At 60.2% G+C, this 14788-nt stretch carries 13 protein-coding genes; all 13 read right to left on the bottom strand.

Annotated elements, in window-relative coordinates:
* Window position 1: 1 nt before the first annotated feature.
* Window positions 2–799: a hypothetical protein gene (locus C7S18_RS03395; protein WP_106890218.1), complete on the bottom strand. Its 798-nt coding sequence runs from the start codon at window positions 797–799 to the stop codon at window positions 2–4.
* 38 nt (window positions 800–837) lie between these two features.
* On the bottom strand, window positions 838–2310 hold the full coding sequence (locus tag C7S18_RS03390; RefSeq protein ID WP_106890217.1) for an NCS1 family nucleobase:cation symporter-1: 1473 nt from the start codon (window positions 2308–2310) through the stop codon (window positions 838–840).
* The gene (preA, locus tag C7S18_RS03385; RefSeq protein WP_106890216.1) at window positions 2310–3575 is read right to left on the bottom strand and encodes an NAD-dependent dihydropyrimidine dehydrogenase subunit PreA; all 1266 of its coding nucleotides are present in this window, start codon (window positions 3573–3575) and stop codon (window positions 2310–2312) included. The genes C7S18_RS03390 and preA overlap by 1 nt, the downstream gene beginning before the upstream one ends.
* A gap of 224 nt (window positions 3576–3799) precedes the next feature.
* The gene (locus tag C7S18_RS03380; protein ID WP_106890215.1) at window positions 3800–4894 is read right to left on the bottom strand and encodes a hypothetical protein; all 1095 of its coding nucleotides are present in this window, start codon (window positions 4892–4894) and stop codon (window positions 3800–3802) included.
* The gene (locus C7S18_RS03375; RefSeq protein ID WP_106890214.1) at window positions 4891–5946 is read right to left on the bottom strand and encodes a hypothetical protein; all 1056 of its coding nucleotides are present in this window, start codon (window positions 5944–5946) and stop codon (window positions 4891–4893) included. The genes C7S18_RS03380 and C7S18_RS03375 overlap by 4 nt, the downstream gene beginning before the upstream one ends.
* A gap of 12 nt (window positions 5947–5958) precedes the next feature.
* Window positions 5959–7416: an NAD(P)-dependent oxidoreductase gene (locus C7S18_RS03370; protein ID WP_206207969.1), complete on the bottom strand. Its 1458-nt coding sequence runs from the start codon at window positions 7414–7416 to the stop codon at window positions 5959–5961.
* A 106-nt stretch (window positions 7417–7522) separates the two neighbouring features.
* Window positions 7523–8575 (bottom strand): hypothetical protein, encoded by a 1053-nt coding sequence (locus tag C7S18_RS03365; RefSeq protein WP_106890213.1) that lies wholly within the window; start codon window positions 8573–8575, stop codon window positions 7523–7525.
* Window positions 8572–9426, bottom strand: a complete 855-nt coding sequence (locus tag C7S18_RS03360) for a hypothetical protein (protein WP_106890212.1) — start codon at window positions 9424–9426, stop codon at window positions 8572–8574. Before C7S18_RS03360 ends, C7S18_RS03365 begins: the two co-directional genes overlap by 4 nt.
* Window positions 9427–9686: 260 nt before the next feature.
* Window positions 9687–10592 (bottom strand): hypothetical protein, encoded by a 906-nt coding sequence (locus tag C7S18_RS03355; protein ID WP_146151735.1) that lies wholly within the window; start codon window positions 10590–10592, stop codon window positions 9687–9689.
* 143 nt (window positions 10593–10735) lie between these two features.
* Window positions 10736–11674 (bottom strand): hypothetical protein, encoded by a 939-nt coding sequence (locus C7S18_RS03350; protein WP_106890210.1) that lies wholly within the window; start codon window positions 11672–11674, stop codon window positions 10736–10738.
* Between the two features lie 348 nt (window positions 11675–12022).
* Window positions 12023–12871: a hypothetical protein gene (locus C7S18_RS03345; protein WP_146151734.1), complete on the bottom strand. Its 849-nt coding sequence runs from the start codon at window positions 12869–12871 to the stop codon at window positions 12023–12025.
* A 191-nt stretch (window positions 12872–13062) separates the two neighbouring features.
* Window positions 13063–14193 (bottom strand): hypothetical protein, encoded by a 1131-nt coding sequence (locus C7S18_RS03340; RefSeq protein WP_146151733.1) that lies wholly within the window; start codon window positions 14191–14193, stop codon window positions 13063–13065.
* 114 nt (window positions 14194–14307) lie between these two features.
* Window positions 14308–14760, bottom strand: coding sequence for a cupin domain-containing protein (locus tag C7S18_RS03335; protein ID WP_106893909.1), 453 nt, complete (start codon window positions 14758–14760; stop codon window positions 14308–14310).
* Between the last annotated feature and the right edge of the window lie 28 nt (window positions 14761–14788).

Raw genomic sequence — 14788 nt, 5'->3', positions numbered from 1 at the left:
CCTAGCGTTGCGCGTGCACCGACAGCACCATCTGATCAAGCGTTGTCAGAGTCGGCGTCATGGTGTCGGCGCGAGTCTCCAGCCAGGGCGCAAGTCGCCCGGCATACGCCTCTCGGGCCGCAACCGATTCATAGAGCGATTCCCGTGTGACGCCCAGATGTTCGGTGGCGTCGCCGTCCGGCAAATCCGGATGCCGCAGCGGCACGATCAGCAACTGAAACTGGCTGCGATCGGCACTCAGCCCTTGGTAGACATAGAGCAAGCGTCCGGCAGTGGCAATGTTGCCGCCATCCACATCAAACTGCACGATGACGCGCACACCATCGAACGCATCGGTTTTGAGTCGCTTGGGGAGCACGACAAACGCCTTGCTGGTATCGAGGAACGGTAGAAAGAACCAGCCCGAATCAAGGTCTCCCTGCCGCGTCCAACTGGAAAACTGCTCAAAATCCTGCTGCAGATCCGCATCGACCTGATGGTGACGGTCGTAGATCCGCGTGTATGCCACCACCGGCAACAGGCGCCACTGCGCTTTGAACCAGTCGTTGCCCGGAAAACACGGCTCCAGGTCGCGCCAGACATGAGCCGGCATATTCTCGAAATCTGGCTTTAAGATCATCATCGGATTCGCGTCGATCCGCTGCTGATCGGCCGCATCGTAAAGCCAGTTTGCCGCAACCGTTTTCGGTTCAGCGTGGCACCCTTTCGGCAGCGTGACTTGCCAGGAAGCGGCATCCAGCGCCGATTCATTGCTCAAGAGACCATCGGCACCTTCAACCACGTTCGCAGCCAACGCCATGACAAGCACTGCCAAAAACCTTGGGCAGCGCCCTTCGATCATGGTCGCACGCGCTTGGCAAACACGGCATAGATCAACGCCGCGATCGCCAGACCAACGAACCAGGCATACGCATAGATCGTACTGAAGATGGTCGGCACCGACTGGACGAACCCAGCCGCCTTCAAGAACCCGGGCAGGTTCGGCAGCACACCAAGAATCAACGCCGCAAACGCCGGCCAGTGATACCCCGAGGTGTACCGGTATTGGCCGTCATGGCGAAACAAGTCCTGCGTGTTGAGTTCGGTCTTTCGAATCAGAAAGTAGTCAACCAACATGATGCCGGCGACCGGGCCGAGCAACGCCGAGTAGCCAATCAACCACGTGAAAATATAGCCTTCAGTGCTCGCCAGAATCTTCCAAGGCATGGCCACGAGACCAATCCCCGCGGTGATCAACGCGCCGGTGCGATAGCTGATGCGACGCGGCGAGAGGTTCGAGAAGTCATAGGCTGGACCGACCAGATTGGCGGCCAGGTTGCAGCACATTGTGTCGAGCGTCAGAAAGAACAGCGCCAGCAACACCGCAAAGCCAGGGAAGCGCCCGGCAAGTTCGACCGGATCCCAGATCGCCTTGCCAAACAACACCACCGTAGCGGCCGTCACGATGACCGACATCAGCGCGAGCATTGCCATGGGGATCGGCAGTCCAATGCTCTGTCCGAGCAGTTGATCCTTTTGCGAACGGGCAAAGCGGGTGAAGTCGGGAATGTTCAGCGCAAGCGTTGCCCAGAAGCCGACCATCGCAGTCAACGACGGCCAGAAGATTTGCCAGAACTGGCCTTCCTTCTTGCCGCCCACCTCAAACTGCGATGGCTCGCTCATGATGTGGCTAAAGCCACCGGTCGCGTTCAGCGCCCAGATCACAACGAGAATACAGATGACGATCTTGATTGGCGCCGAGATCGATTCCAGCCAGCGGATCGATTCCGTGCCATGGACGACGAAATAGAGTTGCAGCAGCCAGAAGGCAACAAAGCAACCCAGCTGGCCGGCATCAATACCGAACCAAGGCAGCGGCGCTCCCTTCAGCGCGTCACCACTCATAATGTTGACCAGGGTATAGATGGCAAGCCCACCAAACCAGGTCTGGATGCCATACCAGCCGCACGCCACAATCGCGCGGAGCAAAGCCGGCACCTTAGCGCCTTCAGTGCCAAATGACGCCCGCACCAGCACCGCGTAGGGGATACCGTAACGCGCGCCGGCATGGCCAATGAGTAGCATCGGCACCAGGACGATCACGTTGCCGAGCAACACGGTGGTGACGGCTTGCCATGGCGACATCCCCTGATCGATCAGACCCGCAGCGAGCGTGTAGGACGGAATGCACATGACCATGCCGATCCACACGGCGGCATAGTGATACCAAGTCCACGTGCGTGCCGCCTTTGCTACTGGCAGCAGGTCGTCATTGACCAGGTCGGCACTGACCGGCGCCGTCGCATCAAACTCGCTACGGGGTGATTGCATCAGGCTTTCTCCGCCATCGGGTTGTTCGGATGCGTGGTCCAATTTTGGAACGAGCCATCATCAACGCGTTCCATCGTGATGCAATGATCCACCGGGCACACATGCATGCAGAGGTTGCAGCCCACGCATTCGGCGTCCACCACGTCGAAGTGGCGCTGACCATCCTTCTCGCGCGTGATCGCTTGGTGCGACGTGTCTTCGCACGCAATGTGGCACAGGCCACATTTGATGCAGAGGTCCTGATTGATACGGGCTTTGATGTCGTATTTCAGGTTCAGGAACTTCCAGTCGGTGACGTTCTGGATCGCCCTGCCGCGGAAGTCTTCGATGGTCCGATAGCCCTTGCTGTCCATCCAGTTCGACAGACCCGAAATCATGTCGTCGACGATGCGGAAGCCGTAATGCATCGCCGCGGTACAGACTTGGACAGTGCCCGCACCGAGTGCGATGAACTCGGCCGCATCGCGCCAGGTGCCAATGCCGCCGATCGCGCTGATTGGTAATCCGCGAGTAGCCGGATCACGGGCAATTTCAGCAACCATGTTCAGCGCAATCGGGCGCACCGCCGGGCCGCAGTAACCGCCATGCGTGCCCTTGCCGTCGACGGTCGGGGTCGGTGCCATCAAATCGAGGTCAACCGTCGTGATCGAGTTGATCGTGTTGATCAGACTCACGGCATCGGTCCCACCCGCTTTCGCTGCGCGGGCCGGATAGCGGACATCGGTGATGTTCGGCGTCAACTTGACGATGCAGGGCAGCTTGGAATACTGCTTGACCCAAGCCGCGACCATCTGGATGTATTCCGGCACTTGGCCGACCGCCGAGCCCATGCCGCGCTCACTCATGCCGTGCGGGCAACCAAAGTTCAGCTCCACCCCATCGCAGCCAGTGTCTTCGACCATCGGCAGGATGTACTTCCAGCTCTGCTCATCGCAAGGCACCATCAGCGACACGATCATGGCCCGATCCGGCCAATCGCGTTTGACTTGGCGAATCTCATCCAGATTGACCTGGAGCGGGCGGTCGCTGATCAGCTCAATATTGTTCAAGCCCGCCATGCGCTGACCATTCCATTGCACGGCGCCATAACGTGAACTGACATTGACGACCGGCGGGTCGATGCCCAGCGTTTTCCAGACCACCCCACCCCAGCCGGCTTCAAAGGCACGAATGACGTTGTAAGCCTTGTCCGTAGGCGGCGCTGACGCGAGCCAAAATGGATTGGGCGATCGAATACCAATAAAGTTGCTGGTCAAGTCAGCCATGTCTGCTACTCCCGTCTACGCCGTCTGAATCAATACCGCTTGCAAGACTCTGAACCCGTTCAGAGTCGGTGTGGACCAAGAACGGCCCGCCTGGATTCGGGCATCGCGGTGCCCGATGATGAAACACTAAACTCATGCGCGCCGGCATGACCCCTGATCGCGCAACCGTCGACGCGCACGATCGCACCTGCGCTGGTGCAACCGCTTCGTTCGTGTGCGAACGATCAATCGGCGCGGCGATCATAGATTCGCTGCCACAGTTCGGGGTCGTTGCGATTTAGTACCGGCGCAATCTGCTGCCAAATCGCTTCTGCCTCGCCCTGTCGGCCGAGTTGCCGCAGCGCGCTGGCCTTGTAACACAGGCATCGGAACAAATAGCCCCGTGCCATGGGGTTGCTCTTGAACGGCTGCAACGCCGCTTCCACCAACTGAATCTTGTCAACGACCAGCTGCCATTGCTGCTCGTGCCAGGCAATCAGGGCAAACACATTGTTGAGGCCCGCCCGGCTGAGCTCGTTCAGCGCACTCGGGTGGAAGGCGCTCGCGATCTGCCGAGCCGTTTCTACTTGTCGATCGTGATGCAGCAACGCGGTGGCATAATCGAGCGCCATCTCGCTGTTGTCAGGGCGGTGTCGATAGTTTGCCTCGGCAAGCCGCAAATACTCGCCATAGTTGCGGGCCGCATCCGCCATGCCGGTTCGGGCGACCCGGAATTCGTCGTCAGTCAATTCGTTTTGGATCGAAACCAATGTGGCTTCAGCCTCGGCAGTCCGACCTAATCCAGCCAGCGCCTTGGCCCGCTCCTGTGTGAACGCCTTGCGCATGAATGCATTGCCACCGACCAGGCGGAGCGCGATCCCGCTGATGGTCAAAGCGCCTTGGTAGTCGCTCTGAATCCGACGCTCCAGAACGACGTTGTATAGGGCGGACGGCATCATCAGCTTGACGACCACCCAAACGCTCAGCGCCAGCAGACCAAACGCGGCGTAGTCGGACAAGGAGAAGGGTGGGCCCTCAACCAGCGACCACACCGAACACAACAGGAACGGCAACCAGATGAGCCAGTTGCCCAGGGCAATGCGGATCAAGACCATGGACAGGGAATCACGCTGCGACTGCACGTAGATTTTGGCGGTCGCCTCGTCCTTCAGATCGAGTTCCGGAATCTTTGAAAATTCCAGCTCGCTCGACAAGATCCGGGCCTGTCGAAAGCCCATACGGGTCAGTTGGAACCGGGCGTCAGCAATGGTCGTCGCCACGATACTGCCTTGCCGCTTCTGCCCTGCCGCATCGATTGCTTCGTAAACAAACTCTTTCATGGAATCAATGCCGCATCAATTTGTTTGGCGAATTCTAGAAACCGCTCTGGCAGATACACATCAGCCGGAATCGGCGCCTTGAGTTGCGCTACGCGTACTAGTTTGTTCGGTGCATCCACCCGCTGGTTGACCTCATCGAAGACTTGTCGGTCAGTCAGCTGTTGTTGTTGCAACTGCTGCACCAGGCGCTCTGTCAGTGGCTCCTCGTTGAACCAACTGCTGATTTCACCAGCCTTAAAGTAGCGGTGCACCAACGCGAGGTGCTGAGACAGTCGATCCCATGTTTCCTGCGACCAGCCGAGTTGCCGACGCGCCTCATCGTTCAGCGCGCTCTGCAAAGCGCCATACCACTGCTGTTCGACCGACTGTTCGAGTTCAGCCCACTTCGCCGCGTCCAGGCCAGCCGCCTTGTCCTTACCAACGCGCTGGCGAATCCATTGCGAGCTCGGCTTCTCCGCCAGGAAATGGTCCGCCTCCATGGCGGCAACCCGTTCATACAGGCTAACGACATGCTCAGGGCCGAGCGGCCGCAAGTCAGACTGGCGCGCTTCGGCTGCGCCGACGGCTGACGCAACATCGGACAACGGCCCGACTTGCAGCGACAGATGGGAGAGTTCAAGCGTCTGCGGGTCGTTGTCGTGGCGTTGCCAATAGGCCTTCGGCTCTCGACTCAACGCCAACGTCTCCAAGGTGCATTGCGACGCCTCGGCACAAAGCAGCACGAGAACGGGTCGGTCAGGGTGGCGGTACGCCAGCAACGATCCGCGCTCACTCTCGAACAACCCCGTCTGGCTGAAACCGAGCCGCTGCAAGTCTTCCTGATACGTGGTGAGTTGGGCCGTGGCAGTCTCATCCAAGCCCGCGTCTTCCGCATCAAACCGGGTCATTGGCTGCAGGCGCACCCGCATCGGCATCCTGGGCAGCAAAGCGGCCATCTGCATCGCGTTCTTGACGAAGCGTCCGAACTTGCGCTTCAGCCAATAGAACACCAACGCAATCAGAATGATGATTGTGATGAATACCGCGAGCAGAATTTTCAGAAACGTGAGCATGTGCGCGGCTGATCAGCCTTGCCCCAGAAACGCATGAATCGCCCCGGCCGCAGCCTTGCCGTCGGCAACCGCCTGCACGGTGAGATCGGTCTTGCCACCAACGCAGTCGCCACCGGCAAACACCTTCGCGAGACGCGTCGCGCCCGTTGCGTTTGCGTCGATCCTGCCATCGCGACGGTAGCTCAATCCGGTCGCACTGTTGGCGTCCAGCGTCTGCCCAATCGCCTTCAGCACCATGTCGGTGGCGATCTCGAAGTACTCGCCCGTACCCGTCAATCGCCCACCATCATCGATGCGCGTGTGTTCGAATCGAACCGCTGACACGTGGCCGTTCTGCCCAAGGATCGCAACGGGCTGCGCGAAATGCGTGACGAACACCCCTTCGTCCTTCGCAAACGCTTGCTCGGCGCTGGTGGCGCTCATGGCATTGGCGCCACGTCGGTAGACCAGGTGGACCTGCTCCGCACCAAGACGCTTGCTCTGCACGGACGCATCAATCGCGGTGTTGCCGCCACCGATGACGACCACGCGGCGACCAATCGGCACCGACGATTTGTCGGCTGCTTGGCGCAACTCGGCAATGAAGTCGACCGCGTTGCGAACGCCCGCGAGATTTTCGCCCGGCAAGCCCAACTGGTTGACGGCTGCCAAGCCGATGCCAAGAAACACCGCATCGAACGTTTCGGTCAATGTCTCAAGCTTCAAGTTCTTGCCCAAAACCTGCCCATGGCGCACCTCAATGCCACCGATTGACAGCAGCCAGGCGACTTCCTTTGCGGAAAAATCGACGACCTTGTAAGCGGCAATGCCGTACTCGTTCAGACCACCCGACTTCTCGCGAGCCTCGAATACGGTTACCTGATGCCCAAGGCGCGCCAACGCATGCGCGCACGCCAATCCGGCGGGCCCTGCGCCCACCACCGCGATCCGTTTGCCCGTTGCCGGGGCCCGCGTAAACAGCGTTTGCGGCGCGTCATAGACCCAATCGGTGGCATAGCGCTGCAATGCGCCGATCGCCACCGGTTTGTCTTCCGGTCCGTTCCGCACGCATTCGCCTTCACACAGGATCTCAGTCGGACACACGCGGGCGCATTGGCCACCAAAAATATTCGCATCCAGAATCTTGTGCGCGGCGCCACCGAGGTTGTCGGTACTGATGCCCCGAATGAATCCCGGGATGTCGATGCTCGTCGGGCAAGCCACGATACAGGGCGCCTCGTAGCAGAAGTGGCAGCGACTGGCTTCGATCAAGGCCTGCTGCCGGCTCAACGGCGGCGCCACATCGCCAAAATTCGTGGCCAAATCCCCTGCACCCAACCGCCCTGCGGCGATATCACCCAACTCTTTCCGTGCCATCTTGTCTCCCGTGGGGCGATCTTCATCGTCGCCCGGATTGATCGAAAAGAAGGTTGTATTCGCAAATGCAAACAGATGCAAGTCATCGCGAGCGGTGCGATGCGCGACCGGCAAGGCTGCATCTCAGCGATGCTGCCAATTTGATCAGGCGGGCCGAGGTTGGCCCACTCGATCCAGCTTCCCGAATTTCGAACAAGAGGGTCGCTCGATTGGGCGGCGGTCAGCCATTTTCGTCGCCGGACCACGCAATTGGCGGTTGATTCAATGGATCGTCAATATGCGCCCCACTGCACGCCTCGTTGAACTGGGGAACGCCATTCGGTCCATCATGGGCGCTGAGACCGAGTCCCATCTGCTGACTCGGTTGCCCGCCAAACCAAGCTTGGTAGCGTTGCAGCGCGCGGCGCTCCAACTCATCGTAGCGGTCACCTAGATACGGCAAGGATTGCTCGCGTATCCTGGCACGGCGGGAATCCAGCGACTGGTCGCGTCCCGGCGCAACATTCATGGCCAATTCGCTCAGAATCCGCAGTTCCTGCGCGCGATCGTCGTCAAAAGGCAGGTTCAACGCTTTGAACGCCAAATCGTTGCTATAGATGCCCGCGAACCCCGATTGCAGGTACATGACCGCCAGCGCTGATCCATGCTGTGCTGCCGTTTCAAGAAGCGGCCTGACTTCGGCGCGGTACGCTTCCAGATCATCCAGATGACTATAAGGGTCCACTTTGAGAAGGCGCCCTCGAACGTAGGATTCGATTGCGGCAAGGTTACCCGCCAAGGCGGCTTGGCGCAGATATCGGTGCTCCAGCCGCAGCTCTGCCTGGGTCATCCCTGCGCAGCTTGGCAGCAAGTGCTCATGGGCGAACTTTATACGCGTCACTGCAACTTCCGCTTCAAGAATGTCCCGACACTTGCCGAGATTGACTGACAACCGGCACGCTGCGGACGCATCACCCTGATCGGCACGGGCCTTCAGGATCGCAAAGCTCGCTCGCAGTGGCATGTCGTTGGGCGGCAGCGGTTGCCAGGTATGGCGCGGAGAAATCGGAACGTCGGGGTGCCATGGGCGCACTGGCGGCACGGTGACCGGGCTTGCCAGCGATACGCCTGGCGTCGTTGCGATGATCTCGGATTGACAGCGCTGATCGGCCGCCACTGATGCCGGTGGTCCGATCGAGGTTGCCGCCGACCAGATGGTTCCCACCAAGAGCCCGAGAAGCGCCGTGAGCGCCAGCGCCGCGAACGGTTTGCGCGTCGATATCTCGTTGCTCACTGCAGCATCCCGGCGATGGATTCGTGGTGCTGGGGCGGTGCCACAAATCGACGACATTGCGTGTCGGTCGGGATGTCATCGACATACGGCGCCGCGGGCTCGATCTTGGAATCGATGGCCGCTCGTGCCAAAGCGAATGCCTGCGCCCGAATTCGATTCAACCGCGCCTCGGGCAAGGTCACATTGGGCTTTGCAAATGCCGGTGGTGGCGCGACATGCTGGAGCGCTGGCATTCCTTGAACAGCGGCCAGATACGACTCCTGGAATTGCCAAAAGGCCATGCTGAGTTCGGGCGTCAGCAAATCCGAATCGCTGAGTCCAATGATGACCGGCAACGATTGCCCCCGAAAAGCAAGCGGACCATCGAGTGAATCCAACGAACCGGCGCGTAGCAGCGCCACACGGAACCGCGCCTCGCGCGCCGCCGCCCACTCCAGGTATGTTCGTTGTGGAAACTGCCCAGACACCGCGAGCCCGCGGCCGAGCACACGCTCCATTGCCGCCAAACTGCCGGCATCGGCCGCACGCATGAGCCACGTGGCGCTGGCTTCCCATTGCGTCGGCAAGACGCCCGCGCAACGCGCCGCCTCCGCATCATGACGCTTGAGAAGCCTAACGCGCACATCCTCAGGTGCGTTCGCACGCCGATACCAAGCCAGCTCGTGCGCCCGAGTCGCCTGAGTCTGCAAGCGCTCAGCACAGCGAGCAAGTTCGATCCCGAGCCAACACGCCGCACCATGATCGCCCTGCTCGGCGCGGGCGAGCATTTCGGGCAGCGCCTCATCGATGCGCCGATCGGGGCTTGGAAGCGGCGTAGCTTGATTGGTATCAAACCGATCTTCGGCCGTCACGCTTGGGTGCCAAGGCTTGTTCGCAGAGGTCTCGCTACTGCTTGTCGCTACGGGTGCGGCGGCGGCCAAGGGACTTCGAAAAGCCGCTGTATCCCTGCCGGATTGGGCCGCGATACGCTGAGATGCCTGGCGCTCAGAACATTCGCGATCACGTTCGAGTCTCTGATGGGATGCGATCCAAGGCGCCAAACAAGCCATACCCAGCCATGCCGATATGCCAAACACGACGCCATGGACCATCCAAGTCCGAATAACAGGGCTCATAGGGTCCGAACCTCCGGCCAGACAATCGCCGGCCGACTCAGAGGCGCTTCGATATAGCGCTCGCTGCAGTCGCGATTAAAATCCGGCCGGGGCTCATTCTCGGGCCGCGCGGCGAATGATCGAGTGCCCTCTGCCTGACCCGAATGTGCTCGGCCGGCTTCCGAAAACCACATCTGCTGCCAATCGGCCACTACAACATTCAAAGCTTGCACTGAGTCAATGGGCAAATCGAAGATGAAGCCGACTTTTCGGATCGCCGGATTCGGGTCGCCCGGGACCATCAATTCTGGCGCGGTCTCTGGCGAAACCCGCATCGCCAACAGCCAAATCATCGCTCGCCGCGACGGGCGCAGATTTGATCCGACGGCCCGCGAGAACCAGTCTAGCCCACCGCTATCCGCGGTAGCCATCATGTAGCGATCGAGTATCCGTCGCGACCCGGCTTGCAGTCCCGCTTCGGCGAGCCTTGGCGCCTCGTCGGCATATTCGGCTACGTAGTCTGCTGCCGCTTCAATATCTGCCGACATCAAGTCGCCGCCAACATAGGCTTCGATAGCGCTGAGACTCCCAGCCAGAGCGGCCTGGCGCGCATAGCCGATTGCCTGTCGCCGGTGCGACGCGCTCACGCCCGAACAATGTCCATCGGGATCGAGCCGTTTTTGGACCTTGATTCGATTCGCTGATACTTCAAAGTCAATTGCCTCCTGGACGCGCGTACACCAATGGAGTTCAGCCGAGAGACGACACGCGGCCGGTGCATCGCCCTGGTCCGCGCGTGCTTTCAAGATCGGATACAGTGCCGCCAATGGGGCATTCAGCGACGGCAATGGTGACCAACGCCCGGGTTCACTGGGAGGCACTGCCGGTCGGAAGAACGGGCGCGGATTTTCCGCTTTGCTCAAGGATTTCTGATTCCTCGCCACTGGTCCAGAAGCGTCGATTGACACGATCGTGGCTTCAATTGTTGTTGGCTGCTGCGCGCGGTAAACCCACGCCGCGAACAGACCGACCAGCACTGAGCCGAGATACGCAAGAGGCCAAACTCTCATGGCTGCAAGACCTCGCTCAAGCGAAAATCAGGCTCGAACGGTGCAGCAAATTCTTGGCAATCGGACTCCACCTGCACTTTGAACCGCTGGGCTGCCCGGGCGCGAACCCGCTTGGCGTCGGACCAGCCTCGCTCAAACAACTGGTCCGCGAGTTGATGGATGCGAGCGATTTGCTGAGGCGCGAGCGGCTCATTTGGCTGACGCTCGTTGAGCAGCATGCCGGCAAACATCCAGTGTCCGCGCAGATCCGGATAGGTCGTGTGCAGACGCTGTTGCAAACGCTGCATCAGCTGATGCAGCATCAGCCGCTCATCACCGCTCATGCTGACGCTCTGGGAGTTCCCGATGGCCATAGACGTGCCTGTGGTCACTGACATTTCAGACAATCTGACCAGCGCATCAAAACTGCCAGCCTGAATTCCTGACCAGGCCAATCCGGCTTGGTCGCGAGCCAGCAGGCGTAGCGACTCAGGCTCCGGCATACCTGGCCCCAGCGCATTAGGATTGCGCATCAAACTCGACGCCGCTTCGACGCTACCCGCTAAAGCCGCTTGCCTGAGCAGTGGCAATGCAAATCGAAATTGTTGGGCGCCGATACCCTCGCAACGATTGATCTGCGCCAAACGCTGAGCTTCGGTTTCAAGACGCAACGCCACCTCGGAATCAGGCATCTTCGGATCCAGAGAAGCGCCCGCCTGCCTCAACGTCTTCTCGCGGTCAAGCTGACTGCGCGTGCACTCGGCTAAACGTTGACCAAGCCAACAGGCCGCTTTGGCGTCACCCGCTTCGGCGCGCGTCAGGTACTGATCGAAGACCGTTCGAACGGGAACGTCGAGCGCTGGAAACGGCTCGTGCGGTACGTCACGCACTGCGCTGAACGCCGTTGGCGCAACCGGCGCCGACTGCAGGATTTGGGCCTTGTCCGCCGCAATCATGGTCGCCTTTGGACCTGGCCTGCTTGCGGGCTCCGGCCCACTCAAGGCCCTGGCCGCAGCAGGCAACTCTTGCGAAGCAGACTGGCGATCGAACCTAGGCTCAGTCCGCCAATAAGAGAAACCCAACCCGAAGGCAACGAGCCCCAGCGCAAGACAGGCAAGCACATGACGCAACGGCGACGATCCCAAGGAACTTGTCCAGAATGGCGGCACGAACCTGAGTTTGCATGAACCAGATACACGCAGCAATGAGCGTTTTGCGCGAATCTCCGCTCAGGGAATCACTCGACGAGACAGAGCAATCGGCCGCACTCCCAATCGCTCATTTCCAGCCGCGCATCCTCGCACTCACGCGTCCGGCCACGCAATGCCTGGGTCCTGCAACGGTGCGTCGATAAAACCATCAGAACACGGCAGATTGAAATCAGGACGCCGGTTGCCAGAAGGCTTGATCGTGTAAGTGCTCACCCCTGGGTACTTCGGCTTCCCTTGAAACCACTCCTGGTGCCAGGCCGCCGCCTGCGCGCGCAGCTTGGCCACTGCGTCAGCTGACAGGCCGAGTGTCGCGTACATGGCGGGATCGTTGGCAGCGGCTGGATTGCCCGAACCCGGCGCCATGGGCCGGCCAGATACCAGCCTGCTGAGCTCTTGCAAGACAACCAGACGTGACTGCTGCCACGTTTGATTGGTCGCCCGACTCAACCACGAGAACCGATTGTGCCGACCATACGACAGCGCCAGTTCGTTCAGCATCTGTACCGACCCCGCCTTGACTCCGGCTTCGGCGAGTTTGGGCGCTTCCCACGCATAGGCCTCCAGATAGTCGGCAGCTAGGTCCGGGTGCGTCATCATGAGATAAGCGGAAACGTAATTGGCCATGGCATCCAGATTGCCGGCCAACGCCGCTTGGCGCAGATAGTGCAAGCGGTCCTTGGCGGCATTGGGCTGAAGCCCGCTGCAATGGTTGTCTGGGTCGAGTTCCTGAATCACGGCCATGCGCCGGTCGGATGGTGCCGATTGAATCCAATCGAGTCGCGTCGCACACCAATCGAGCTCTGCCGCCAGCCGACAGGCGGCCGACGCATCGCCCTGATCGGCACGTGCCTTCAGTGTCGGATAAGCTGCCGCAATCGGCAAGTCGATCGCAGGCAATGGCGCCCACGTAGATCGCGGTGTGGGTGCCGGCAAGGCGCGCATAGCGGTGGCCGGTTTCGTGTCAGGCAGGCCACCCGATATTGTCGATCGATCAGTTTGGGACAATTGGGCCGTTTCCGAGGTCGGCGTCTCCGCCGAAGTGGGCGCCGACGCGGGAATTAGCCACCAGTGCTTCAGGCCTGCAAGACATGACCCCAATAACACCGCCAGCAGAAACAGTCGCCAACTTGGGTTCATTCTGGCACCGCCTTGCTCAAACTCAGCGCAGGATCAAACGTTGCATCAAAATCTTCGCAGTCATCGTCAAAGCGAATCATCGGACGCACTTTATTTCGCGCCTTGACTCGTGCCGCATCTGACCAGCCGCGCTCGAAGATCTGCGTCACCAAGTCGTTGACACGTCGGTCCTGCTCGGGCGTCAAGATCATTGCGGAATTGGCTGGACTGTCACGGTTGGCCGTCGCCATTCCCAAATGAAGGTCCGGATGCGCCTGTTCAACGCGTTGACGAAGCCGCGCTAGCACCTCAGCAAGGATTCCGACTCGCTCCCGGCTGATGGGTTCACCGCGGGCATCGTACGATTGCAGACCGATGCCGTGGGGACTACTCAAACCCGTCAGCACATTGAACGACTTGGTGTTTCCAGCAAGCATCCCAGACCACAGCACGGCATCCCGCTCGACACTGTATTGACGAAAATCCGACGGATTGGGCATGCCTGGCCCCAACGCACTGAACGTATCCGCAAGGGTTGCCAACGCATCGCTACTGCCGGCAACGGCGGCCTGACGAAGCAACGGATACGCCTCGCGATAGTCAGCCGTCGTCAAGCCACGACAGCGCTCCATTCGAACGAACATCGGTCGCAGTTGATCGAGTGCCCGCTCTTCGTCTTCGTTCAGAGCACGAGCCTGCGCCAGCTTCATTTCGGCAGAATGCGCGATGGCCGCCGGGGAGCTATCCAACACACCACACTCAGCCAAACGCCGCCCCAACCAGCACGCCGCGCGCGCATCGCCTGCTTTTGCGCGTTGTCGATATGAAGCAATGACATCGCGAACCGGCACTGCCACCAATGGAAACGGCTCGGTGCTGAGGTTGGCTTCGGGTTGCGCGGACTTTGGCACTGAGCGCGCCACGGGCGACAGTGGCGCGCTAGACCGTTTCCCAAAGTCTGCTGTGTCCGACGGCACAGATGGCGACTGCGACGACACATCTCTGTCGCCATGGATAGCGGACGATTCAGCGGGAACGGTGGCGCGCTGCCGGGACGGCATGCCACCTAGCAGCAGGTCGGTGACCGCGAACGCGCCACCAGCCATCAGCAGAAAGAACACGTAACGCAGATTGCGATTCGATCCCAAGGAAACGCCACTCTGGATGAACACGACGCTCAGAGTCTGCCCAAAACGACAGGATTGAACAAAGCCTGATGTGCGCGGATGAGATGGCGTGCTGCATGGGCACGCCAAGCGGCCTTACTTCGCCGCATCTACCTTCGCGGGTTCGGACTTGATCGTCAGCGGCACGCCCTTGGCGCCGGCATAAAACACCAGCAGCTTCACCGGCACTTTGCCGACGTTGCGACCATTGTGTTCCGTATTGACGACCTCGGCCAAGCTTTCGCCGGCTTTCATCAGCTTCTTTCGGCCATCACGCAGGCTGACCTCGAGTTCGCCTTCGAGCACCATGCCAAACGAAGACACGGGATGCAGATGCCAGCCGGTTTCGGCGCCGACCGCAATTTCGATCTGCAGCCCGGTGATCTCAGCCTCGCCTTCGGGATACTTCAGCGCAGCGCCATCCCAACTGGTCGTCGTTTTCAGTAAGGGCGTCACTTTCAGCGCTTCGCTGGGTTCGAATGCGCGTGACGGACTGGCAATGGCAAGGAGCAGCAAACTCAGGAACCCGGCAGTAATCTCGCAGCGCATGGAAGGACTCTTGGTAAGGACAGAATCG

The sequence above is a fragment of the Ahniella affigens genome (assembly GCF_003015185.1).
GTDB lineage: Bacteria > Pseudomonadota > Gammaproteobacteria > Xanthomonadales > Ahniellaceae > Ahniella > Ahniella affigens.
The sequence above is the reverse complement of the archived record's forward strand: the minus strand, read 5'-3'. Positions and strand labels throughout refer to the sequence as shown.